Source organism: Synechococcus sp. MIT2312 (genome assembly GCF_059772315.1).
The window spans coordinates 2,297,259-2,320,815 of the sequence record NZ_CM186281.1 but is presented as its reverse complement, the minus strand read 5'-3'; the positions used below and the strand labels follow the sequence as shown (position 1 = coordinate 2,320,815).

Sequence of the window (23,557 nt, the reverse complement as noted above, 5' to 3'; positions counted from 1 at the left end):
GGCGTTGATGACCACCCTGAGCACGGAGCCAGCGGCGAAAGGTCTGCCCAGGTGCCTCGAGAGCGCAGACGGTGCTGAGCAACAACTCGATCGGATTTCAACCCGCACCACCGGTCAGGCCCAGAGAGAGGCGACCGCAACGGTCGAAGCCATCATCGAACGCGTCCGCCATGAAGGTGACCATGCTCTGATGGCGCTGACTGAACAGTTCGACGGTTTCCGTCCGGAGCCATTGCGCGTTCCAGCGATTGAGCTGCAACAAGCCTGGGAGAGCAGCCCTTCAAATCTGAGAGACGCCCTGGAACTCGCCCATCGTCGGATCCAGGATTTTCACCAGCGTCAGAAGCCACAGGATCTTGATGTGCAAGGCGTTCATGGCGAACGCCTGGGACGGCGATGGCGACCGGTGCAGAGTGCGGGTCTCTATGTCCCTGGCGGGCGGGCCTCCTACCCGAGCACGGTGCTGATGAATGCAGTGCCTGCAAGAGCAGCCGGTGTGGAAAAAGTGGTGATGGTCACTCCGGCAGGACGGAATGGCCAGGTGAACCGCACGGTGCTGGCGGCAGCACACCTGGCAGGGGTGCAGGATGTCTACCGAATCGGAGGCGCTCAGGCGGTCGCGGCTCTTGCCCTGGGCACCGAGACCATCCCACGCGTCGATGTCATCAGTGGGCCTGGAAATCTCTACGTGACCCTCGCCAAAAAGCTGGTCTACGGGCAGGTCGGAATCGATTCACTCGCTGGCCCCAGCGAAGTGCTGGTGATTGCTGACGGCTCGGCGAGCGTTGCTCAGGTCGCCTCGGATCTTCTGGCTCAGGCGGAACACGATCCACTGGCTGCTGCCATCCTGCTCACCACATCCCAGTCTCTGGCTGATGCCCTTCCTTCGGAGCTCAAAGCTCAACTCAGCAGGCATCCCCGAGAGGCCATTTGCAGACAATCCCTCGGTCAGTGGGGGCTGGTCGTGGTCTGCGACAACTTGGAAACCTGCGCACGCCTCAGCGATCGATTTGCACCGGAACACCTGGAGCTGCTTGTGGAGCGACCGCGGATGTTGGCGGATCGCATTCAGCAGGCAGGCGCCATTTTCATCGGTCCCTGGAGCCCTGAGGCGGTGGGTGATTACCTAGCCGGCCCGAACCACACACTGCCCACATGCGGTTCGGCGCGTTACAGCGGTGCTCTGAGCGTGGAAACCTTCATGCGCCACACCTCAATGATCGAATTCAGCCGGGAAGCCCTCGAAGCCACGGGCGGAGCGGTGGTGGAACTCGCCGACAGTGAGGGACTGCACAGCCACGCGAACTCGGTGAAGGTCCGGCTGGATTGACGATCAGCCGGCTTTCTCCAATCGACGGACACCGGCCACGCCGTCGTTCACCTCACCGACGAGCACTTCATCAGCGAGGTTCACAAACAGACCGTTCTCCAGCACACCGGGGATGTTGTTGATGCTTCGTTCCAGATCCACAGGATTGGTGATCCCTGCTTCGAAGCGAACATCCAGCACGAGATTGCCCTGGTCGGTCACCACGGGACCGGCCTTGCGATGAGCCATGCGGAGTTCGGCGTGTCCCTTCATCGCCGCCAGCTGTTGTTGGACCTGACGCCAGGCAGCGGGCAGAACCTCAACGGGCAGAAGAAATTCAAGATTCAGGCGCTCCACCAGCTTGGTGGAGTCAACAACCACAACGAAACGTTCAGCGCGAGCCGCGACAAGCTTCTCCTGGACATGGCATGCACCGCCGCCCTTGATCAGCTGAAACGCAGGATCCACCTCATCGGCACCATCGATGGCCAGATCGATCCGATCCACAGCATTCAGGCTGAGCAGGGGGATACCCAGCTCTGCAGCAAGCACTTCTCCCTGAAACGACGTGGTGACACCCACGATGTCCTTGAGCTGTCCCGATGCGAGGCGCTGCCCGAGTCCCTTGATCATCAGAGCTGCAGTGGAACCCGATCCCAGCCCCACGATCATGCCGTCACGGAACTGTTCAACCGCCGCTTCCGCGACGGCCTGTTTCATCTGGTTCTGAAGATCTGACATCACGCAGGTTTAAATCGGCGCGACCGTAGCAAGGGTTTCAGCCGAATCCCGGCAACGGTTCAGGTTTGACAGGCAGCTGAAGGTCTTTTTCACCACGGATGATCTGCAGAGTTAGGGGCTGATGGATCTCCGCCTGATCGACCTGCTGAAGGAGGGTCTGGGGATCATCCACAGGAACATCCCCTGCCTTGACCACCAGATCACCGCGACGCAAGCCGGCTCGCTGAGCAGGACTGTCAGGCAGAACAGACTGAACCAGAGCGCCCGACCGTTCAGGCAGCTCAACCAGCGCGTTGGGATCCCGGTTGTGCTCCCGGGCGATTCTCGCCGTGAGAGGAATCAACTGAAGCCCGAGATAGGGATGAACGACCTCTCCGACCTGCTGGAGCTGTTCAGCAACTCGGCTCGCCAGGTTGATGGGGATGGCAAAGCCAAGTCCCGCACCGGGGCCCGACCGCACCAGTGTGTTGATGCCGATCACACGACCATCAGCATTCACCAGTGGGCCTCCTGAGTTTCCAGGGTTGATGGCAGCATCGGTCTGAATCAGATCGAGACGCTTGTCGTTGAAACCGAGGCTGCTGATGTTGCGATGCAAGCTGCTGACGATTCCCAGGGTGACGGTCCGCTCGAGGCCATAGGGCGTGCCCAGAGCAATGGCCCAGTCACCGACATCGAGCGCATCGGAGTCACCAAGCCTGGCCGGCTTCGGAGACTCGTCACCCTCCAGCCGAACCAGCGCCAGATCCGTGACTGGATCGCGCCCGATCACAACACCATCCCTCTGATCGCCATCGGCGAGGGTGACATTGACCTCCTCCACCTGCTCTACAACGTGGGCATTGGTGAGCACCAGTCCCTCCCGGTCGATCACAACCCCGGAACCCTGACCTCGCTGACGCTCCGGTCCGTAGCCGGGCTCACCGAGCAAATCCCTTAGCAGAGGATCGATCAGGTTGGGGTCAAAGGGCTGGCGCTCCACGACCCGCTCCGTGTCGATGCGGACCACTGCCGGAGCAACGTTGCGCACAGCATCTGCCACAAAGCTGTGGGTGCCGGGAAGTGCATTGGCTGCCAGCACCCTGGCCGGCAGAAGAATGAATGACAGGGCAATGGAAAGGGTTCCCAACCACCTGAGAACCCATTGCTTGGACAATCGGCCAGGAACCACAGACGAGAGCGATCAAACTGCGCTCACGCTAAGGGGGCCAATCAGAACATTTGGGCTGAACCAGCGATGGCGGAGACATCGTCACGGTCTTCCAACGGGACCGCTGTGCTGAACGGATCAGGAAGAGAACTGATCAAACCCTCGCCAACAGAGCTTGGGTTGGATTGGCTGAAGTCATTGAGCCCGAATTGACCGTCACCACCAAGAATGAAATCGAATTGCTCACTGCGCGAGATCACTTCATCAAAGGTCGCCGATCCGCTGAGCAATTCCGAAGCCGCCGTAATCAAGCTCTGATCCCCACTGCTGTCATTGGACAAAGCCCAGAACATCATCCCGCCGAGCCCCATCTCATCGATGAATGCCGCTTTACCGGCGATCGTTGCGGGCGTCTCAACAGAACTCCAGATCTGGGTTGCATCGCTGTAAGCAAACGCCGCCTTGGAGTCATCATCCCAGATCAAATCGTAGGAACCATTACTGATGCCAGTGATGAGATCTTTCTGATCGTAATTACCAGCTTCAAAAGAACCAGGTGCCAGCGTGGAATCTCCCTGGCTTCCAAGCCCCAGTGTTTCTCCGGCGTCAACACCACCCCAGGCTCGCGTATATGCTGGAGCTCCAAGAATGACCTTGCCTAGGTCAATGTTATTGACCTGAAATTGCTCAATTGCGGTAACAACATCATAGCCCTCGGGATCATTCACCATCGCTGCCTGGTGACCAGTTTGCGATTCCCAACCTCCATGAAAGTCGTAGGTCATCACGTTATAAAAATCGACGTAAGGATCGAGTCCCTGCAGATTCAGAGCGGCAAGCTTGTCGAAACCACCAGCAGTTGCAACTGAGATCTCATAGTTCTCTCCATTCACTTGTCCGAGTCGGTCAAGCTTTGTCCTGAGAAGTTCAAGCGTTAGCTCAAAATTCTTGCCGTCCTCAGGACTGGATGCGTTGCCTGGCGCACCACCTCCTCCAGGATATTCCCAGTCAAAGTCAACGGTATTAAAAAACTCATAGCGCTCAAACATATCCACAATATTGTCAGTCAATACTTCACGATCTGATGCTGAGTCAACCGCAAGACTGAATTCATCCGACAATGTCCAACCACCAAGAGCAAAACCCAAGTTGATCTCAGGATGGAGCTGTTTGAGCAGATCAAACTGCCGCAGGTTGCCGACATAATCGGCAGGTGTGCTCCAGTCCATGGGAACACCGGTCACAGTCACCGATCCGTCTGCATTGGTCGTGGCGATGAAGTCGCTTCCATCTGTGTAGGTCTTGAGACGATCAGCATCCAGTTCCTGCCAATCAGCCTCTGAAAACGTTCGGCTGACCTGCTCAGCGGCGAGGAAACGCTTATCGGTTGCTGCCCAGGCATCGAACAACTGCACATCACCATTCGATTTCACATCAAAGAAGCTGTAGTTGAGGTGAGTCAGTTCATCGGCCTGAATGTCCTGGACGAGGAAGTCCCGTTCGTAAATACCCCATTCCTCGAAATAGGCAACGACTTTCCTTTCAGAGGAACTGATCACCTGACCGGAAACAGCTGTGTCTGCTGAAGCGGAAACCAGAGGGGCTGACACTGTTTCGGAATCGCCCGACCCTGGTGGTGCTGAGATCTCCCCAGGCTCAGGAAGTGATGGATCTCTTGGAGAGAAATCCCTTGGCTGCGAAGAGATTGAGACGTCCCCAGGCTCCAATGGCTCAGGGGCATCCGCCGCATCCTCAGGCTGCAACCCAACAGCAGCACCAGTGACATCAGTGGCAGAGGCAACGGCGCGATTCTCCCCTCCAAAAAACAGATCACTGGTGAGAGCGCCGCTGTTCGGGATGCCCTCACTGACTGCATTGAAACTCACATCAATGCTCTGCCCTGCAGCAATCGTGTCGTTCCATGCGGCCGGGGTCAGCGTCACCTTGCTGCCACCAGCTTGCAGCGTTTCGACGCGCGCAGCACCAGCCCAGCTCTGAAAGTCGCTGTGAGGGGTCTCGAAGCTGACAGACCAGTTTTCGACCTCTCGATCCGTGGTGTTGGTGATTGTGAGAATTCCACTCATCCCCCCCCAATACAGGCTCCCGCTTGCTTCAAGACTCAGTGGATTGGAACCGGCATCGGCAAACCTGGCCTCTGAATCGACCGTGCCCCGCTCAAAGTCTTGATCCAACGAAGGATCCGGATCAGAAACGTCGTCAGCAGTCGATTGATCTGCCAGTGAGGCGGGGAGTTCTAACGGTCCGGCACCAACTGAAGACGAAGATGCCTCTTCCTGTTCAAGCTCAGAGGAGATCTCAGGGCTTGGCAAAAGTTCCGGTTGCGCTGGCAGCCCAGGCGCAACGGACTCGCTGAAGAATTCGGAACTGGTTAGAGCACCGCTGTCAGCCAGTCCTTGCCCCTGGGCATTGAAACTGAGCGACAGTTCTCCATTCGCGGGAATGATTCGGTTCCATTCAGCAGGTGTGAATGTGACCTTGTTGAGTCCGTTGCCTGCATCCGAAACCTGGACTTCACCTGACCAGCTTTCAAACCCACGATGCGGCGTGAAAAAAGAAGCTTGCCAATCCTCAATAGCTACTCCCATCGGATTACGAATGATCAGATTGCCGCTGATACCCCCACCCCACCACAGAGATCCATCCACATCGAGCTGAAGACAACTGTTGTGAACGTTGGAACCACTGGGCAGATTCATCACCACCGATGTGAGATCCGAGGCTGTCATCGCCATCGTCATTGGCATGTCCTTCATGCCACCAGAAGACTGCTGAGACCCAGAGCCCATGGGCATCGCCTCCGACGCTTCAGATTGATCAGCTCGCTCCTGAATCAACCGTGTGCTCTCACCAAGAGTGGTCGGCTGACCAGGAGCCACACCTGCAGCAGTGACGAATTGCCCGGGCCTGGTTTGGGCTCCATCGGTGTAACCACCATCAGGTGTGAACAGACTTGTGCGGTCAGCCAAGGCGAGCTGTTCGGGACTGAAGCCAAAGGCTCGATCAAGAAGATCCTCCTCAATCTGGTCAAAATGAAATTCAAGATTGGCACCGATCAGATCCTCCTTCTGGATCCCAGTGAAAACAAATTTCTGCCCATTAGGCTCTGAACTGATGATCAGATCTGAACCAATATTCTGAACTGTCAAACGCTCACGGGTACCGAAATAGAGAAAATTAATCTTGTCTGTCAAGGGATTGAAATCATCAACCCTTGTGATGCTGTCTTTTTGATGAGATCGAATGTAAACGGTGTTCTGATTGCTTGAGTCAGCATCGTCAAAAGCAGGCCCGGTCTGCTTTTCCCAGGACAGAACCGCACCGATATCCTGACGGAGATGTTCATTTGCCACCGGGGCAAAATTGCCTGAGCTCAGATCACTCCAGCGGACACCCAAGCCATCAGTACCGAGAATTCGCTGAAACTGGTTCGACTGCCACGGGAACACGATCGTGGCAAAGCCATTCTCATCCTGACCAAGAATCAGGCTGTGAACAGAAACATTACCAAAGTCAAGCTTGTCATTTTCGGGATCAAAACCGCGAATGTCCTGACTGAAATCACCAACAGCAAAAGTTGCCATGGATCAAGATTGTGGGGCAGCTAAATCATTGCCGCTACCAATGAAATTAATAACCCTTCATTTCTAGGGTTTTCAGTTAAATTCAGACACAAATCACAGCCACAGATTCATCGCTGATTCACGTTTCAGAAATTATTGAGTCACATGATTGATCAAATCAATGGTTTGGGTGGAGCGTTTCAGTCAACCCAGTGGCGCCTGATTCCTTCCACCGCCGCTGCCGTGCGGTCCTTCACATTCAGCTTGCGCATGATCGACTGCACATGACCCCGAGCAGTGGTTTCGGCGATGGAGAGCGCTTCAGCGATCTCCTTATTGGTCATGCCGTCGCAGAGCAGGGTCAGCACCATGCGTTCGCGATCCGACAAGGCATGAGCGTCGCGAGGATCTCTATGGCAGATGGCATAGGGAATGAATGGATCGACAAATCGTTCACCGGCCTGAATGGCCTGCATGGCGTTGACAATTGAATTCAGGTCAAGGCTGCGTCGGGTGAGAACCACATCCGCGGGACTGACAAGGGCCTCGCGCATCAGTGTGGGATCGGCTCCTTTCAGCGTGAACACTGTGGCAATCGGAGACTCCGGCACCGATCGTTGTTTGAGATCAGCCACCAGATCCAGCCCCCTGCAGTCCTCCAGCTGCTCGCTGACAAAGGCCAGCACCGGGTCGCTGGTTTCATCCAGACAGGACAAGGCCTCGAAACGCGTCGAAGCGATTCCCAGCAGAGGACACGATTGGTCAGTGGCTTGGAGAGCAAAGAGACTGGCCAGCGCCAGGGCATAGGGACGATTGGCCGTCGCCACAAGAATGCGATAGCGGCCCGTGAGATCCCGCAGATGCCGACTCAGGCGGCGGAAGGACTCATCAATCGTGATCAGCACTGATCAACTCCTTGCTCAGCAGTCGGCAGCGGTCGAAACACCAGGATCATGCCCCGCAGGCTGATCCTGATCGGGCATGTTTCCAATTTCCGGAACTGGTCGCTTCGGTCAGCCGTGCCTAGTGGTGTGATCAAACCGATCCGACGGTGTCATCACCATGCGCCTGATCCAGAAGGCCGCAACTGGCCTGCTCGCTCTGTCCACAATCGCCCTTGTCGGCTGTCAGAACGAGAAGCCTGCAGCGGATAAGTCCACCGAGAGTTCCACAGCGGAGAGTGTCTATGACACCGGCAAGCTGAGAGCTGTGGTCATCGGTGATTCATTGCCGATGGTCAAGAAGGACGGCGACAACTACGACGGGCTGTCATTCGTGGTTCTCGAAGCGATTCGGGATCAGATCAATGTGTCGCCGAAGAAAAAAGACAAAGACGTCAGCATCGAACCAGTCACTGCAGGTTCCGCCCGCGATGGCCTGGACATGATCCGGTCCGGAGCCGCTGACATCGCCTGCGGTGTTGCCTTCACCTGGCAGAGACAGCGCTCACTGACCTACACACTGCCGTTCTCCGTAGGCGGCGTGAGGCTGCTCGCCCCAGCGGGCATCGATGGCACTCCCAAGAGCCTGAACGGCAAAACGGTCGGTGTCGTGAAAGACAGCATGGCGGCCAACGTGCTGGCGGCATCGGTGGATGACGCCAATTTCCAGTTTTTCGACACGCCTGATCAAGCTCTGGCGGCCGTCAAGGACGGCAGCGTTGAGATCCTTGGCGGCGACAGCCTTTGGCTGAGAGCGAATAAGGCTGCGACGGCTCCGGATGCCTCACTGGTGCCTGACAGGCCCTATGCCCGCTCCGGAGTGGGTTGCGTGGTGGCTGATACCACTCCCCATCTGCTCAACATCAGCAATCTGGGCATCGGCCGTCTGCTCTCGGGCTACATCAACGAAGACGACGGAGTCCGCTCGGCCATCAACACCTGGATCGGCACCGACAGCACCGTGGGCCTGAAGGACGAACAAATCAACCGCTTCTTCACGATCGTGCTCTCCACTGCCGCTGAATTCAATCCGCAGTCCTGAACCTGATTTCTGATTGATCCATCGTTTCTCTCAACCATGAACAAGACAAGCCTTCTCACCTTCGCCGCCGTTCTGGCAACAAGTGCGGTCCTGTGCGAATCATCCAGAGCCGCCGTGCACAACGAACCCGATCTGGGCAACTCGCTCGAACAACGCATCGAACGAATGAGTCCTGAAGCCTGGGCCGTCATGCAACGCAATGGCGTTCTGACTGACGAGGAGATCGCTCGGGCCTGGGGCAACGGCGGCGGCCGGGCCTGGGGCAATGGTGGCGGCGTCCGGCGACGGGCCTGGGGCAATGGTGGCGGCGGCTTCGCCAACGGCTACCGCGGTGGATTCGCCAACTGGTGAACCATTCCGACTACGGCCCGATCGGCCTGCTGGTGATCCAGTCGACATCGCTCTGCAACCTCGACTGCAGCTACTGCTACCTCCCGGATCGCCAGCGGCGCAACGTGTTCAACCTCCAGCAGCAGTTGCCACTGCTGCTGGAGAGGGTCTATGAAAGCCCATTCTGGGGGCCCCATCTCTCGATCCTCTGGCACGCCGGCGAGCCGCTGACGCTACCCACCAGCTTCTATGACCAGGCCAGCGCGATCATCCAGCGCCAGACCGCCGGCCTGCAGGAGCAGGGTGTGGTGATCGAACAACACCTGCAAACCAACGCAACGCTCATCAACGAAGACTGGTGCGACTGCTTTGTGCGCAACCGGATTGTGGTTGGAGTGAGTGTCGACGGGCCTGAGGACATTCACGACAGCCACCGACGTTTCAGAAACGGCAAGGGCTCCTACGCCCAGACCATGCGCGGGATCCGCACCCTGCGCGAGCGCGGCATCGATTTCCATGCCATCGCCGTGCTCACTGCAGATGCTCTGGAGCAACCAGAGCGAATGTATGCCTTCTTCCGTGATGAAGGGATTCATCAGCTCGGTTTCAATGTGGAGGAGCAGGAGGGAGTGCACACCAGCTCGTCCATGCAGGGCCTGTTGAAGGAGAAGCTTTATCGAGACTTCCTTTCACGATTCTGGTCTTGCAATGAAAAGGATGGTTTCCCCATCCAGGTTCGTGAGTTCGATCAGGTGATGGGCATGATCGCTGGAGGCCAACGCCTGCTGCAAAACGAGATGAACCGTCCCTTCGCGATTCTCAGCGTGGACGCCAAAGGCAACTTCTCAACCTTCGATCCCGAACTGCTGTCGGTCGAAACCGAACGCTATGGCCTGTTCAATCTGGGCAACATCCGCGATGTATCGCTGATGGAAGCCACCCAGACTGAGCCGTTTCAGAAACTGCTTCGTGACATGTCGTCCGGGATGAAGCGATGCAAACAAACATGCGAGTACTACGGCTTCTGCGGAGGTGGAACCGGCAGCAATAAGTACTGGGAGCACGGCAGTCTGGATGCCACAGAAACCTGTGCGTGTCGTTTTTCCAGCCAGATCCCCGTGGATGTGCTGCTGGAGAAGCTGGAAACAGCAGCCGGTCCCTGAACAAGGCATCGGATCAGGAGGTGACCGAACTCCGCTCGAAGTTGAGGGGGTCGGCAATCCTTTAAATTGAACTCACGGCCTGGTGAGATCCTCTCTCCGGGAGGGTGATCAACGCATCCACCATCGGGCCTGAGCCCGAGACCACCCTTCCCGCGCCCTTGCCCCATCCACTTCTTCCGGATCTCACTTCTTTGGCCAAGGCCACGGCTGAAAGCCATGGATTTTCACTGGTCAGTGCCCAGGTGCTGACGCATTTGCAGCCGATGACCCTGCAGGTGCTGATTCGCCGCGGCAATGGAGATGACGTTTCCCTGGATGACTGCGCGGGTTTCAGCGCGCCGATGGGAGAGGCCATCGAAACCTCCGCTTTGCTCACGGAGGCCTATGTTCTGGAGATCAGCAGCCCCGGGATTGGGGACAGGCTCCAGTCGGACAGGGATTTTCAGACCTTCCGGAGCTATCCCGTTGATGTCGTCCATCGGGACGACGAAGGCCGGGAGCAGCGTTTGTCGGGAACCCTGCTGGAACGCACCAAAGACCACGTGCAAATCAACATGCGCGGCCGGGTCAAACGGATCCCCAGGGATTCAGTGATCAGCGTTGAACTCACAAGCCCCACAGGCTGAACAGATCACAACCGCTCCCGATTTTCCTCTCCTTCACTCCTCCTCGTCACCGCCATGGCACTCGTTCTTCTTCCCGGCCTCAGCAACCTGATTGATGACATCAGTGAGGAGAAGAAGCTTCCTCCTCAGGTGGTTGAAGCCGCTTTGCGGGAGGCGCTGCTCAAGGGCTATGAGCGCTACCGCCGCACCCTGTACCTGGGCATCGGGGAAGATCCTTTCGACGAGGAATACTTCAGTAATTTCGATGTCGCACTCGATCTTGAGGAAGAGGGGTACAGGGTCCTGGCCAGCAAGATCATCGTGGAGGAGGTTGAGAGCGAAGACCACCAGATCGCACTGGCCGAGGTGATGCAGGTGGCCGAAGACGCCCAGGCAGGGGACACGGTTGTCCTGGATGTCACCCCGGAGAAAGAGGATTTCGGCCGCATGGCTGCGGCCACAACCAAGCAGGTGTTGGCCCAGAAGCTGCGTGATCAGCAGCGGCGGATGATTCAGGAGGAATTCGCCGACCTTGAAGATCCAGTTCTGACAGCCCGAGTGATCCGCTTCGAACGCCAGTCCGTGATCATGGCTGTCAGTTCAGGCCTGGGGCGCCCTGAAGTGGAAGCGGAGCTTCCTCGTCGTGATCAGCTGCCCAACGACAACTATCGCGCTAACGCCACCTTCAAAGTCTTCCTCAAAGAGGTCAGCGAGGTCCCAAGGAGAGGCCCTCAGCTGTTCGTGAGCCGAGCCAATGCCGGTCTTGTGGTGTATCTCTTTGAAAACGAAGTGCCGGAAATCCAGGAAGGATCCGTGCGCATCGTTGCCGTAGCAAGGGAAGCCAATCCCCCTTCGCGATCTGTCGGTCCCCGCACCAAAGTTGCCGTGGACAGCATCGAGCGCGAGGTGGACCCTGTCGGAGCCTGTATCGGAGCCCGCGGCTCCAGGATTCAGCAGGTGGTGAATGAACTCCGCGGAGAGAAAATCGATGTCATCCGCTGGTCGCAGGATCCTGGCCAGTACATCGCCAACTCGCTCAGTCCAGCCAGAGTTGATGTGGTTCGGCTCGTCGACCCCGTCGGTCAACATGCCCACGTGCTGGTTCCCCCGGATCAGTTGAGCCTGGCGATTGGCCGCGAAGGTCAGAACGTGCGACTGGCAGCACGACTGACCGGCTGGAAGATTGACATTAAAAACTCGAGCGAATACGACCAGGCGGCCGAGGATGCCGTTGTCTCGGAGCTGATCGCCCAACGCGAGCAGGAGGAGGCCCTGCAGCGTGAAGCTGAGGAACGTCTCGCTGCTGAGCAGGCCGCCAGAGCGGAAGAAGATGCCCGCCTGCGTGAGCTGTATCCCCTGCCGGAAGACGAAGAGGACTACGGCGAACAATCGGACGTCGTGATGGCAGATGCTGACGTTTACGAGGAGGCAGCTGAATCAGAAGCCGCTGACTCAGAGCCATCGGACGCAACCACAGATCAGGAAGAGCGTGAGACTGAGGAGGTGGTTAGTGATTCCAGCGAGGAAGGAGCCCGGTGAACGCCTCACGCCCTGTCCTGCGTCGGTGTGTCGCCTGCCGAGAGCTGTTTGATCGCAGCCTTCTTTGGCGGGTCATCCGCGACCATCGGGACGGGGTTCTCCTCGATCAGGGCATGGGTCGTTCGGCCTATCTCTGTCGCAAGGAGAGCTGTCTTGAGGAAGCACAGCGCCGAAAACGCCTGCATAAAGCCCTGCGATGCCAGGTGCCCGACAGCGCGATTGAGGAGCTGAGAAAGCGACTGAAACCAAACAAGGAATCAGCCGCTGAGGCAAGATGAACACTGGCCCCACCTTGTGTGGTGCCCCGAGCACCACGTGCCCGGACCGACCGGAGACCTGAATGACCAGCAGCGGCAAAGTCAGAATCTATGAGCTGTCCAAGGACCTTGGCCTGGACAACAAAGACGTGCTGGATGCCGCTGAGAAGCTGTCCATTGCGGCCAAGAGCCACAGCAGCTCGATCAGCGAATCCGAGGCAGGCAAGATCCGCACGATGTTGAAGAGCGGTGGTGCTCCCCGTCCTGCTGCAGCCCCCTCGAAACCCGCACCGGGGAAGTCAATCCTTTCGGTGAAAAAGGCCGTCGGCGGCGATGCCTCTGCTCCTGTCAAGCCAGCGCAGCCGAAACCGGCTCCTGCTCCAGCCGCACCCACCCGCGCTGCCGCTACGCCTCAGCGACCCCCGACAAGGCCCGCTGCTCCCGCTAAACCTGCGGCCCCTCAGGCCGCTTCGCCCCAGAAGACCGCACCGCAAAAACCGGTAGCACCACCACAGACACTGGTTCGCAAGGAGCCTCCTCTGAAGCAACCTGCTCAGAAACCGGTTGAACGCCAATCTCAGGCACCCAAGCAGCCGACACCCCGACCCGCTGCTGCTCCAGGACCGAATCGCACCGCCAGCAGGCCAACAGCGCCACCGGCCAGACCCAGTGCGCCCTCAACCTCAACAGCAGCCAAACCCCGCAACACGGCGCCGATCCGTCGGGCACCAAGCGATGGAGGCGCACGCCCAACGCCTCCACCACCAGGACGGCCCCAGCCCAAATCACCGGTGAACCGAACGGTGCCAGCCCCGCAGAGACCGGCCAAACCGGAACTGGTGGGTCGCCCCCAGCCGAAGCGGCCTGGAACAGGTGCTCCCCCGAGACCAGGGGCTCCACGACCAGGAGCTCCCGGTGGTCAGCGCACAGGTTCACCCCAGCGGCCAGCCGGAGCACAACGCCCAGGTGCACCCACTCGACCCGGTTCAGCGTCAGGCCGCCCTGGTACCGGTCGCCCTGTCAGCCCCCTCGAATTGGTGGGCAAGCCGATCCGTCGCGATAGCAACAGCATCCGCGGAGAAGGAGGGCGACCTGGCGCGGGTCCTCGCAGTGGAGCTGGCTCCAATCGACCTGCTATGCCACCCGGGATGCGTAAGCCGGTGGCACCCGGTGAGCTCATGCAACTGCAGAAGCCCACGGGTCGACCGGCCGTTCCGCCACCGCGCCGTCCCGACGGCACCCCTGTCTCACCCCGAGGTGATGGCCCCAAGGCCACACCACCGGTCAATCGGCCAACCCCCTCTCCAGCAACAGCGCCACGTCGTCCGGGCTTCCGTCCTGGAGCAGGTCCTGGTGGACAACGACGCCCCGGCCGACCCGACTGGGATGACAGTGCGAAGCTCGAGGCACTGCGCAATCGCTCTCCTCAGAAGCAACGCCAGAAGGTCCACATCATCGGTGAAAACGATGATTCGCTGGCAGCGCAGACCGGTGGTTTTGCCGGTGAGCAGGAAAACATGGTGTTGTCGGCGAGCCTTGCTCGTCCCGCCAAACCCAAATCCCAGCAGAGAACCACACCCAAGCCTGTGGCGGCCATGCGCAAGCGGCGCAAGGAAACCGCTCGCCAGCGTCAGCGCCGCAGGGCCATGGAACTGCGTGCAGCCCGCGAAGCCAAGCAAGTGCGGCCGGAGATGATTGTTGTGCCTGAGGACAACCTCACGGTGCAGGAGCTCGCCGACATGCTCAGCGTGGAGAGCTCAGAAATCATCAAATCCCTTTTCTTCAAGGGGATCATCGCCACGGTCACCCAGACCCTGGACATGCCAACGATCGAAACGGTGGCCGAAGAATTCGGTGTCCCGGTGCTTCAGGACGACGTTGAGGAGGCGGCCAAGAAGACCGTCGAGATGATCGAAGAAGCGGATCGGGAACACCTGATCCGACGTCCACCCGTGGTGACCGTGATGGGCCACGTCGATCACGGCAAAACAAGTCTTCTGGATGCGATCCGCAAAGCGAGGGTCGCCGCTGGAGAAGCCGGAGGAATCACCCAGCACATCGGTGCTTATCAGGTCGAAATCGAACACAACAACGCAGCGCGCAAGCTCACATTCCTTGATACGCCTGGTCACGAAGCCTTCACGGCCATGCGTGCCAGGGGAACCAAGGTCACGGACGTCGCTGTTCTGGTGGTGGCAGCCGATGACGGTGTACGCCCGCAGACGCTTGAAGCCATCAGCCACGCCCGAGCTGCAGAAGTGCCGATCGTGGTGGCCATCAACAAGATCGACAAGGAAGGAGCCTCTCCTGACCGCGTCAAACAGGAGCTGTCTGAACAGAATCTGCTTGCAGAGGAGTGGGGCGGCGATGTGGTGATGGTGCCTGTGAGTGCCATCAAGGGAGAGAACATCGACAAGCTGCTGGAAATGCTGCTGCTGGTCACCGAAGTGGAGGACCTGCAGGCCAATCCCGATCGCATGGCCCGCGGCACGGTGATCGAAGCTCACCTCGACAAGGCCAAAGGTCCCGTGGCCACGCTCCTGGTTCAGAACGGCACATTGCGGACCGGCGATGTCGTCGCAGCGGGTCCCGTGCTCGGCAAGGTGCGAGCGATGGTCGACGATGCGGGAATGCGCCTGAAGGACGCTGGTCCCTCCTTCGCGGTGGAAGCTCTCGGATTCAGCGAGGTCCCCACCGCCGGCGACGAATTCGAGGTCTACGCCGATGAGAAGTCCGCACGGGCCGTTGTCGGTGATCGAGCCTCCGACGCCCGGGCAACCCGCCTCGCTCAGCAGATGGCCTCCCGCAGAGTTTCGCTCACGGCGATGTCCGGCCAGGCCAACGAAGGAGAACTCAAGGAGCTCAACCTCATTCTCAAAGCCGATGTCCAGGGTTCTGTGGAAGCCATTCTCGGTTCTCTGGAGCAGCTGCCCAAGGACGAAGTCCAAGTGCGAGTTTTGCTGTCAGCACCTGGGGAAGTCACCGAGACCGATGTGGACCTCGCGGCTGCTTCCGGAGCCGTGATCATCGGCTTCAACACCTCGATGGCCTCAGGCGCCAGAAAGGCTGCTGATGCCAACAGCGTGGATGTCCGTGATTACGACGTGATCTACAAGCTGCTGGAGGACATCCAGTTGGCGATGGAAGGTCTGCTCGAACCCGAGCTTGTCGAGGAAGCCCTGGGTGAAGCTGAAGTCCGCGCCGTCTTCACCATTGGCAAGAGTGCTGTGGCCGGTTGTTATGTCACCACTGGCAAGATTCAGCGCAACTGCAAGGTTCGGGTCCACCGCGGCAAGGAGGTCGTCTATGCCGGCGATCTCGACTCACTGCGTCGCAACAAAGACGACGTCAAGGAAGTGGCTACAGGTTTCGAGTGTGGTGTGGGCACCGATCGCTTCGCCAACTGGCAGGAAGGTGATCGCATCGAAGCCTTCAAGATGGTCACCCAGCGCCGCAAGCTCACCACCTGATGATCAGCCGCCGAGAGCCACTGCTCTGGCTTCAGTTGATGGCGCTAGCCGTCATTCCTCTGGAGCTCGAGCTGATGCGGCTCATATTGGCCGGACCTGCATTCGGACCGGCCCCGGCTCTCGAGCGTCTGCTGATCTGGGGCCTGGCGGTCGTCGCACCCGGGGTGCTGCTGTGGCGCCGCTCCGCGGACTGGGCATCTCTGCTCCTGGTCCGCATCGCGCCTGCCAAGCGAAGTCTTGATCAACGCCGCATCAGCGCGATTCAGCAACCACTGGGCCTGAAAGCAGCTTTGATCATCGGCATTGCACTGCTGCTTCCGCTGTTCTGGTGGGTCGACCAATCGGCTCTGTTGGTCGTGGACTTCTCACCCACACAGAGCAGCAGCCGGCTGACGGCGTTGCTGCTGACCGGACCGTTGCTGACACTGATCCTCTGGCAATGGCAACAGCTCTTCCAGGCCATCTGGCTGTTGACCCGCAGCGACCAGACCTTTGCAGACCTCACGCCGATCATCCCCGCCGACCTGCAGACCACTCACCTATCCCTCGGCCTGGGACTGCTGCAACTGCCGCCTCTGGAATGGGAGGCCGTAGAGGAACGTCGGCAGCGATCAGAAGCATCACCCAGAGTTGAGAGCGATGCCGAACTCAAGCAATCAGCAACGGATCCAGCGACCGATCCCCAACCTGATCCGACTGAGGCCGATGCTGATGAGGTCATCGAAGAAGACTTGCCTCAAAAGACCAGCGAGGATCAACAGGCCATCTCAGCAGACGATCAAGATGCGGACGACGCAGTGACCTCTGCGGATGTCGAAGCAATCGACGTTGAACCAGAGCTCCTAAAAGAGCCTGATGACGCCGACCAGGATCGCCAGGGCACTGCAGACAGCGATGTCGCTGGCAGCGATGCTGACACTGAACAGCAATCAATTCAGCCATCAGCTCTCGATTCAGAAGCAAGCTCGAAACCAGAACCCGCTGAGACAGCGGCTGATGTGGACTTACCCCAACAGCGCTCGGAGAAAACCAACATCAGATCTGCAGCAAACGACGATGAAACAGCTTCAGCCGTCGCCCCGATCGCGATCGAACCAGAGCAATCCCCCGAAGAGAACCACAGCCCCGACCTGAATGGCCAGGTCAGTACCGACATCACTGGTTCCAGCACTGATGCCGAAACCCATCACAAAGAGGCCGAGACCTCCGGAAGCGAACAAGGCGATCCAGAGCAACCGTCGCAGCCCCCGCCAGGGGGTGCGTGATTCACGCAGCAGCCGTTCCCGCATGGCCGGGTCCAATCCCTGATCTCCCTCGGGTTCAGCGCTCAAAAGCTGTTTGCGTGAACCTGAATGTTAATTTCCTAAGGCCGCCGATGTAGCTCAGCCGGTAGAGCAACGCTTTCGTAAAGCGTGGGTCGCCTGTTCAAGTCAGGTCATCGGCTTCGGTGTTGAACCCTGTTGCAGTCGATGATTTCGGCTGGAACAGGATTTTTTTAAGCACCACCAGGACTGAGCGTCACGCCTTTGCAGCCATGGCTGCAGCTGCGGTTCCACCCATCCACTGCTGAGAAGTGGACTTGGAGCTGACGCACGGATCAAAGCGCTGTCATGGCCCAACCAAAACGGCAAACCACGCGCCTTTTCCTCAAATTTCCGCACTGAATCTGGCGCCTCCAGATTATTTTCTTCCGAGAAGTATTTAGATCCGTAAAGCAACAGCAGAAACCAGCCGGTTTATGACGCCTATGTCATGAACCTGTGCAATGCAGAGAGGCGTGAGGGCTTAAACGGCAACCTTTTGAAATGCTGGGGCTTCAGATTTCCTTTAGATTTGGTCCAACGTTGTTTCTGGGCCCCGCCCTTCGACCCATGGCCAAGAGTAAAAAAGAATTGGCGTTTCTCGGTGGCACCTTCCTGTTCGGACTTGGAGCCCTGGAAGTGTGCCTTCGATTCGGAGGGTTCTGAACGAACACAATCAAGACGTCCACTCAGATCACGGCCATCGACACTGAGCACGAAGCAAGCTTGGACCAATCAAAAACCCCGCAATTGCGGGGCAGGGATTCATGAAGCCCGATCACTCAACTCAGATTGAGCAATCCACCAGCTTAGTGGGCGACAAGTGTGCCGACGTGACATCACATCCGTCAGACGAAGCGGCAAAAGAATGCTGAGCGTCATGAAGACGACGAGCCTTGAGCTCTTTTTCTTTGATCATTGCGAGGGTGTTCATCAGAACCTCCTACAGCGCCTCAAACCCCGTTGCCTGTTTGAGATCGAACTGCGCCCGTCTTGGGGCCAACGTTTTTCAACCTTAATCGATCCAATCGGCCCCGTAGAGGTGAATACCGAACGACTTGTCCCAGGAAAACCGCACCTACCACAAGAGCACTGTTCGAGCGCCTCAAAGGTCAAACATCATGCCTGCAAGCATTAGAGGCCCTGCTCACGAGAGCAGCGAAGCACAGTGCACACAACGCCTGAAAACTTCGCTGGACGAAGACCAAACGGGCAGCAACTGAATCAAGGCAATGGATCGCAGCACGATCAAGACAACCCATCCTCGCTGGCCGGAAACCATGGGCTGCAAATGATGGCCTGTTCCGACGGTTTCCCGTTAAGGTCGTTCAACAGGAATGGATTAAATGGGCGATTACACCGTTGCGATTTGGGCCACCATCGGGCTCGTTGTGGTGTTCACGGTGCCAGTCGTCTGGCAGTTCATGCAACCCAACGATGATGACTTCGGTGATCTGACCAAGCGACGCAAATAAGCTTCGCCTGTGACTTCACAGGACAGCTGAGCCCTGTTGAGACAACAGAAAAAACGAACGGGAGTTAAGACGGAGACTCACTTTTGACCATAGCCTGAGCGAGTTAAAACTATTCAGGCAGACAAACTTTCAGGCTTAATAAAACAGATTTTGACTAAACCAAAAACTTTAGTCTTGGCAAGCCAGAGAAATCATTGAGTAATTGCGGATGACCCAAGCAATTGCGACCCAAAAGCAAACGAAAGATCATTAATAATTATCTCGATTCAACGAATATTAACGAAACAAATATATTCACATTGTCCAAATCAAGCGAATCATTCGTGATTCGCCATTGATCAACTACTGTACTAACTTTCAGACTGAGACTTTCTGCTTTTGGAATGACTGTGCTTTGAAGACAATTGCAGCAGGCTCGAGGCTTTTTCCTGTTCTTCAACTTTCGCCAGGCGGTTCACAAGATCCCAGGTGTCTTGTGCAGACATTTCACCATCTGCTCCCCATTCCAAAGAAGACAAGTCAGAGGGAGACATCGCGCCGAAGAGGGCTCCATAACTTAAGGGAAGGACTGCAGAAATCCGTCATTGCAACAGCAATCAAACCTTTAATGATTTGGAAATTAGTGCTTACGAACGCGATCGCCCCTTGATTTTGGCTGAGTTCATTCTCCCCGGCGCTCGTCACCCTAGGTTTTGGCAAGAGTATGCCCCGCCGACGATCCAGAGAAAACTCACCAAACCTGAACAGCAGCGAAAGTGATTCCGTTCGTTGAGTCGTTGGTTCAGGTTGCGTGCACAGAACGGCAGGCAACCAACCGTTGGAGAGCTGAGAACAATGGCTGAATCACGGAATCAGAAGTCTTTGCGTCACCGAATCTGAACAGGTGAGCGCCAACAATCAGACTGCCCGCACCATTGACGAGTTCATGGAGTCGGGCAATTTGTCCAGCCGCAAAATCAGCCAACTACGTCGCAGTCATATGCGCGATGCCACCTTGGACGAGGTGTTCATTGTGCTCAGTGTTGGAGCAAGTCTGATCTCGACCCTGGGGCTGCTTGCCAACAGCTCTGCAGTGGTCATCGGCGGCATGGTGGTGGCGCCATGGATCATGCCTCTCAGAGCAGCAGCCTTCGCCATCTTGATGGGTGAAGTGCGGCTGCTGGGTCGATCTCTGCGCACTCTGCTTGTGGGGGTTTTAAGCACCACGCTGCTCTCCTTTCTGCTCGGTTCTGTGACTGGCTTGCCACAGTTCGGCACTGAGGTTGTGGCCAGGACATCGCCCAACCTGCTTGATCTGGGAATCGCACTTGTGGCAGGAGGTCTGGCGACCTATGCGAAGTTGCGAAGCGATGCCGTGAGTTCGCTGGCTGGAACGGCAATCGCAGTGGCTTTGGTACCGCCTGTCTGCGTGATGGGACTGTTGCTGTCACACCAGAGCTGGAGTGATGCCTCCAGCGCTGGATTGCTTTTCGCCACCAATCTGCTGGGGATTCTCACGGGCGGTTTGGTCCTGATGGCCTGGAAAGACTCCGAATTCCGCCAAGAGCTGCTCCGAAGTCGACTGAGCGTGGCCAGCTTCACTCTGACGGGCCTGTTGCTGATTCCACTGGGTGGCAGCTTCATCGGATTACTGACTCAAGCCAATCGAGAAAACAGGCGATCCATGGTGGAACAAACGGTTCGAAAATTTCTTGTCAATGAAACTCTGACCTTCGGTGATCAGGAATTAGTGGATGTGGAACAGGTGGACATTGACTGGAAAACAACCAAGAAGGGTAAGAGTAAAGAAGAAGGAATTATTCGGATCATTGTTCGTGTAACAGATCCCGACCTTCCGAGCTACAAGCAGGTCACCATGGTGCAGGAGGAGGTCAACAAACTCCTGCAGAGCAATTACCAGCTTGTCGTGCAACGCACCGCTGTTGATGTGGTTGGGCCGAGAAAAATAATTCCTCCTGCCCTGGACTTCCCGCAGCTTGAGATCGAACGCCCCACGCAAATCAACCAAGTTGACACTGGCGAAGCCGAAAACAATCCGTTGTCGCAGAATTCCGACGACGCACTCGATGGCCAATGACAATTTTGTTGAGTGGCAACCATCTTGTTGCCAGTACTTGAACGGATTACAGGACACAACGTTCAGAAAATCATCGGGAATCTGATGCCATCCATGCAGTGATTCCGGCCATAAACTCGGCAAATGAACCAGACCGGACGCCGAACTTTTTTAAGGCTGATCGCTGGCGCGGCCCTTTCAGGCGGCGTCCTGGATGGCCTGTTGCGAAAGACCGGATCACAACAGCTGGGTGCAGTCACCACTCAGAGCCTTAACGGGCTGAAACTCGGCTTGATCAGCGACCTCAACGGTTCCTACGGAAGCACGAGTTACAGCAGGGCCGTTCAGCGTGGAATGACATTGCTGTTGCGGCATCAACCCGACCTGGTGCTTTGTGCTGGAGACATGGTGGCTGGCCAGAAAAGATCGCTAACAAACACCCAGCTCAAGGCGATGTGGGCTGGTTTTGAACAATCGGTTCAATCACCGCTTCAGGAAGCAGGGATTGCTTTGCTCCCCGCCATTGGCAATCACGATGGATCGAGTCAACAAGATCAAGGAGGCTGGATCTATGGGCGTGAGCGCCAGCAGGCTGATCTGTTCTGGCACAAGCATCGCGGAGATCTGCAAGCCGGGTTCATTGAGAGCAAGCGATTTCCCTTTCAGTACGTGTGGAGACGTCCTGGACTGTTTGTGATCGTGATCGATGCCTCTTCAGCCAGCGTTGATTCTTCACAACGGAGATGGATCGAGGCAGCACTGAACTCCACCCATCGCCAGCCTGACGATCTCTGCCTGGTGATGGGCCATCTCCCGCTCACAGCCTTCAGCGAAGGACGCGCGCGCGCTGGAGAATGTATCGCTGATCCTCAGGGGCTTGCCGGTCTGATGCGAAGGGGTGGGGCAGATCTGGTGATCTCGGGTCACCACCACGCCTGGTACCCCTCTGAATCCATGGGTTTACGGCTGCTGAGCCTGGGGGCAATGGGCAGCGGACCACGCAGGATCATCGGCAGCAGTGTGACTTCGCCACCATCTCTGACCCTTCTTGAGTGGTCTCGCCCCTCAAAGCTGATTCGTGAATCGACCATTGATCTCAACACCATGCAGCCCATGGCCGCTGATGGGCTTCCTGCGCAGGTGAGTGTTCCTGGTTTTCCCATGGCTCGCCGCAGAAGCATGCAATGGCAACAGGGATCCCTGATTTCGGATGACTGAATGCCGATCATTGATCCAACAGCTCACTGATCCAACAGCTCACTGATCCGACAGCCAGCCATCAAAAAGCCCCCTCGTGAGAGGGGGCTTTCCGATTCAGCTAAAGCTGAATCTCTTGGAGACTTCAGCCTCAGCCGATGGCGGGAGCTTGCAGAGCCACAGGAGTGGACTCAGCAGCAGCCAGGTCGAGGGGGAAGTTGTGAGCGTTGCGCTCGTGCATGACTTCCATGCCGAGGTTGGCGCGGTTCAGCACATCAGCCCAGGTGTTCAGGACGCGGCCCTGACCATCAAGGATGGACTGGTTGAAGTTGAAACCGTTCAGGTTGAAGGCCATGGTTGACACGCCGAGGGCGGTGAACCAGATGCCGACAACGGGCCAGGCAGCCAGGAAGAAGTGCAGGCTACGGCTGTTGTTGAACGACGCGTATTGGAAGATCAGGCGACCGAAGTAACCGTGGGCAGCCACGATGTTGTAGGTCTCTTCCTCTTGGCCGAACTTGTAGCCATAGTTCTGGGACTCGCTCTCGGTTGTTTCACGAACCAAGGAGGAGGTCACCAGTGAACCGTGCATGGCGGAGAACAGTGAACCACCGAAGACGCCAGCCACACCAAGCATGTGGAAGGGGTGCATCAGGATGTTGTGCTCGGCCTGGAACACCAACATGAAGTTGAAGGTGCCGGAGATGCCCAGGGGCATGCCGTCAGAGAAGGAACCCTGACCGAAGGGGTAAACCAGGAACACGGCGGAGGCAGCAGCCACAGGTGCGCTGTAAGCAACGCAGATCCAGGGGCGCATGCCGAGGCGGTAGGAGAGTTCCCACTCGCGACCCATGTAGCAGAAGATGCCGATCAGGAAGTGGAAGACAACCAGCTGGTAAGGACCGCCGTTGTACAGCCACTCATCGAGAGAAGCAGCTTCCCAGATGGGATAGAAGTGAAGGCCGATGGCGTTCGAGGAGGGCACAACAGCACCAGAGATGATGTTGTTGCCGTAGATCAGGGAGCCAGCAACGGGCTCACGGATGCCGTCGATGTCGACGGGGGGTGCTGCGATGAACGCAACGATGAAGCAGGTGGTGGCAGCCAGCAGGGTGGGGATCATCAGCACACCGAACCAGCCCACATAGAGGCGGTTGTTGGTGGAGGTGACCCACTCGCAGAACTGCTGCCAGCCATTAGCGCCGGAGCGCTGCTGAATGGTGGTGGTCATGAGAACGGGAAAGAATGTCTCCGAGGAGACGGTTACGGAAGGGCAGGAAGCCCTGCCAACGCTGATTGTAAAGCAACATTGCGCAAGATGTCGCTTGCTTTATGAAGCCGACGTGAAGAACCATTGAGACCTCGCTCAGGCGAGGCACTCACAAACCGAAAGCCCCTAA

19 protein-coding genes, 1 tRNA gene and 1 pseudogene are annotated in these 23,557 nt (G+C 57.6%); 13 read left to right on the top strand and 8 right to left on the bottom strand.

Annotation, left to right across the window (positions count from 1 at the left end; translation table 11 throughout):
• Positions 1 to 7 precede the first annotated feature (7 nt).
• Positions 8 to 1,330 carry a histidinol dehydrogenase gene (gene hisD, locus AC6EI9_RS12675; protein WP_498468072.1) on the top strand — a complete coding sequence of 441 codons (1,323 nt, stop codon included), beginning with the start codon at positions 8 to 10 and terminating at the stop codon, positions 1,328 to 1,330.
• Positions 1,331 to 1,333: 3 nt separating this feature from the next.
• Here the strand turns inward: hisD and rpiA are convergent, their stop codons facing one another.
• The 4 genes from rpiA to AC6EI9_RS12655 all read right to left on the bottom strand — a co-directional run bounded on the left by rpiA (position 1,334) and on the right by AC6EI9_RS12655 (position 7,686).
• A complete protein-coding gene (rpiA, locus tag AC6EI9_RS12670; protein WP_498468071.1) occupies positions 1,334 to 2,050 on the bottom strand; it encodes a ribose-5-phosphate isomerase RpiA in 717 nt (238 codons plus the stop codon).
• Positions 2,051 to 2,087: 37 nt separating this feature from the next.
• Entirely contained in the window at positions 2,088 to 3,158 is a 1,071-nt protein-coding gene (locus AC6EI9_RS12665) for a trypsin-like peptidase domain-containing protein (RefSeq protein ID WP_498470074.1), read from the bottom strand.
• A gap of 104 nt (positions 3,159 to 3,262) precedes the next feature.
• Positions 3,263 to 6,802: a glycosyl hydrolase family 18 protein gene (locus tag AC6EI9_RS12660; RefSeq protein WP_498468070.1), complete on the bottom strand. Its 3,540-nt coding sequence runs from the start codon at positions 6,800 to 6,802 to the stop codon at positions 3,263 to 3,265.
• 179 nt (positions 6,803 to 6,981) lie between these two features.
• Positions 6,982 to 7,686 (bottom strand): LuxR C-terminal-related transcriptional regulator, encoded by a 705-nt coding sequence (locus tag AC6EI9_RS12655; protein WP_498468069.1) that lies wholly within the window; start codon positions 7,684 to 7,686, stop codon positions 6,982 to 6,984.
• A gap of 157 nt (positions 7,687 to 7,843) precedes the next feature.
• Here AC6EI9_RS12655 and grrP point away from each other — a divergent pair, with 157 nt between their 5' ends.
• The 8 genes and pseudogenes from grrP to AC6EI9_RS12615 all read left to right on the top strand — a co-directional run.
• Entirely contained in the window at positions 7,844 to 8,764 is a 921-nt protein-coding gene (gene grrP, locus AC6EI9_RS12650) for an extracellular substrate binding-like orphan protein GrrP (RefSeq protein WP_498468068.1), read from the top strand.
• 36 nt (positions 8,765 to 8,800) lie between these two features.
• On the top strand, positions 8,801 to 9,115 hold the full coding sequence (grrA, locus tag AC6EI9_RS12645; protein WP_186989244.1) for a GrrA/OscA1 family cyclophane-containing rSAM-modified RiPP: 315 nt from the start codon (positions 8,801 to 8,803) through the stop codon (positions 9,113 to 9,115).
• A complete protein-coding gene (gene grrM / locus AC6EI9_RS12640; RefSeq protein WP_498468067.1) occupies positions 9,112 to 10,257 on the top strand; it encodes a cyclophane-forming radical SAM/SPASM peptide maturase GrrM/OscB in 1,146 nt (381 codons plus the stop codon). Before grrA ends, grrM begins: the two co-directional genes overlap by 4 nt.
• A gap of 158 nt (positions 10,258 to 10,415) precedes the next feature.
• Positions 10,416 to 10,883 (top strand): ribosome maturation factor RimP, encoded by a 468-nt coding sequence (rimP, locus tag AC6EI9_RS12635; RefSeq protein ID WP_498470073.1) that lies wholly within the window; start codon positions 10,416 to 10,418, stop codon positions 10,881 to 10,883.
• Between the two features lie 54 nt (positions 10,884 to 10,937).
• Positions 10,938 to 12,401, top strand: a complete 1,464-nt coding sequence (nusA, locus tag AC6EI9_RS12630; protein ID WP_498468066.1) for a transcription termination factor NusA — start codon at positions 10,938 to 10,940, stop codon at positions 12,399 to 12,401.
• The gene (locus AC6EI9_RS12625; protein ID WP_498468065.1) at positions 12,398 to 12,679 is read left to right on the top strand and encodes a YlxR family protein; all 282 of its coding nucleotides are present in this window, start codon (positions 12,398 to 12,400) and stop codon (positions 12,677 to 12,679) included. Before nusA ends, AC6EI9_RS12625 begins: the two co-directional genes overlap by 4 nt.
• A 62-nt stretch (positions 12,680 to 12,741) precedes the next feature.
• Positions 12,742 to 16,128, top strand: coding sequence for a translation initiation factor IF-2 (infB, locus tag AC6EI9_RS12620; RefSeq protein ID WP_498468064.1), 3,387 nt, complete (start codon positions 12,742 to 12,744; stop codon positions 16,126 to 16,128).
• Positions 16,128 to 16,643 (top strand): annotated as a pseudogene (locus AC6EI9_RS12615) (low-complexity tail membrane protein); the annotation flags it as partial. The gene infB and the pseudogene AC6EI9_RS12615, both read left to right, overlap by 1 nt.
• 552 nt (positions 16,644 to 17,195) lie before the next feature.
• Here AC6EI9_RS12615 and AC6EI9_RS12610 read toward each other — a convergent pair.
• Entirely contained in the window at positions 17,196 to 17,417 is a 222-nt protein-coding gene (locus AC6EI9_RS12610; protein WP_498470072.1) for a DUF3493 domain-containing protein, read from the bottom strand.
• A gap of 82 nt (positions 17,418 to 17,499) precedes the next feature.
• On the opposite strand from AC6EI9_RS12610, the gene AC6EI9_RS12605 reads away from it, so the two are divergent.
• Positions 17,500 to 17,572 (top strand) — tRNA-Thr (locus tag AC6EI9_RS12605).
• Between the two features lie 644 nt (positions 17,573 to 18,216).
• Here AC6EI9_RS12605 and AC6EI9_RS12600 read toward each other — a convergent pair.
• Positions 18,217 to 18,363 (bottom strand): hypothetical protein, encoded by a 147-nt coding sequence (locus AC6EI9_RS12600; protein ID WP_498468063.1) that lies wholly within the window; start codon positions 18,361 to 18,363, stop codon positions 18,217 to 18,219.
• A gap of 412 nt (positions 18,364 to 18,775) precedes the next feature.
• On the opposite strand from AC6EI9_RS12600, the gene AC6EI9_RS12595 reads away from it, so the two are divergent.
• Positions 18,776 to 18,904: a hypothetical protein gene (locus AC6EI9_RS12595; RefSeq protein WP_498468062.1), complete on the top strand. Its 129-nt coding sequence runs from the start codon at positions 18,776 to 18,778 to the stop codon at positions 18,902 to 18,904.
• Between the two features lie 350 nt (positions 18,905 to 19,254).
• On the opposite strand, the gene AC6EI9_RS12590 is transcribed toward AC6EI9_RS12595, so the two are convergent.
• Positions 19,255 to 19,437: a DUF8633 family putative protein gene (locus AC6EI9_RS12590; protein ID WP_498468061.1), complete on the bottom strand. Its 183-nt coding sequence runs from the start codon at positions 19,435 to 19,437 to the stop codon at positions 19,255 to 19,257.
• Between the two features lie 392 nt (positions 19,438 to 19,829).
• Here AC6EI9_RS12590 and AC6EI9_RS12585 point away from each other — a divergent pair, with 392 nt between their 5' ends.
• Entirely contained in the window at positions 19,830 to 20,981 is a 1,152-nt protein-coding gene (locus AC6EI9_RS12585; RefSeq protein ID WP_498470071.1) for a DUF389 domain-containing protein, read from the top strand.
• 123 nt (positions 20,982 to 21,104) lie between these two features.
• Positions 21,105 to 22,178: a metallophosphoesterase family protein gene (locus AC6EI9_RS12580; RefSeq protein WP_498468060.1), complete on the top strand. Its 1,074-nt coding sequence runs from the start codon at positions 21,105 to 21,107 to the stop codon at positions 22,176 to 22,178.
• A gap of 130 nt (positions 22,179 to 22,308) precedes the next feature.
• On the opposite strand, the gene psbA is transcribed toward AC6EI9_RS12580, so the two are convergent.
• Complete coding sequence (psbA, locus tag AC6EI9_RS12575; protein ID WP_186490358.1) at positions 22,309 to 23,388, bottom strand: photosystem II q(b) protein; 1,080 nt, start codon at positions 23,386 to 23,388, stop codon at positions 22,309 to 22,311.
• Positions 23,389 to 23,557 lie beyond the last annotated feature (169 nt).

Bases quoted from the DNA above. Each gene is read 5' to 3' on its own strand.
- hisD (WP_498468072.1), top strand. From the start codon at position 8: ATGACCACCCTGAGCACGGAGCCAGCGGCGAAAGGTCTGCCCAGGTGC.
- rpiA (WP_498468071.1), bottom strand. From the start codon at position 2,050: ATGTCAGATCTTCAGAACCAGATGAAACAGGCCGTCGCGGAAGCGGCG.
- AC6EI9_RS12660 (WP_498468070.1), bottom strand. From the start codon at position 6,802: ATGGCAACTTTTGCTGTTGGTGATTTCAGTCAGGACATTCGCGGTTTT.
- grrP (WP_498468068.1), top strand. From the start codon at position 7,844: ATGCGCCTGATCCAGAAGGCCGCAACTGGCCTGCTCGCTCTGTCCACA.
- grrA (WP_186989244.1), top strand. From the start codon at position 8,801: ATGAACAAGACAAGCCTTCTCACCTTCGCCGCCGTTCTGGCAACAAGT.
- nusA (WP_498468066.1), top strand. From the start codon at position 10,938: ATGGCACTCGTTCTTCTTCCCGGCCTCAGCAACCTGATTGATGACATC.
- infB (WP_498468064.1), top strand. From the start codon at position 12,742: ATGACCAGCAGCGGCAAAGTCAGAATCTATGAGCTGTCCAAGGACCTT.
- AC6EI9_RS12610 (WP_498470072.1), bottom strand. From the start codon at position 17,417: ATGCGGGAACGGCTGCTGCGTGAATCACGCACCCCCTGGCGGGGGCTG.
- AC6EI9_RS12600 (WP_498468063.1), bottom strand. From the start codon at position 18,363: ATGAACACCCTCGCAATGATCAAAGAAAAAGAGCTCAAGGCTCGTCGT.
- AC6EI9_RS12595 (WP_498468062.1), top strand. From the start codon at position 18,776: ATGGGCGATTACACCGTTGCGATTTGGGCCACCATCGGGCTCGTTGTG.
- AC6EI9_RS12590 (WP_498468061.1), bottom strand. From the start codon at position 19,437: ATGTCTCCCTCTGACTTGTCTTCTTTGGAATGGGGAGCAGATGGTGAA.
- AC6EI9_RS12585 (WP_498470071.1), top strand. From the start codon at position 19,830: ATGGAGTCGGGCAATTTGTCCAGCCGCAAAATCAGCCAACTACGTCGC.
- AC6EI9_RS12580 (WP_498468060.1), top strand. From the start codon at position 21,105: ATGAACCAGACCGGACGCCGAACTTTTTTAAGGCTGATCGCTGGCGCG.
- psbA (WP_186490358.1), bottom strand. From the start codon at position 23,388: ATGACCACCACCATTCAGCAGCGCTCCGGCGCTAATGGCTGGCAGCAG.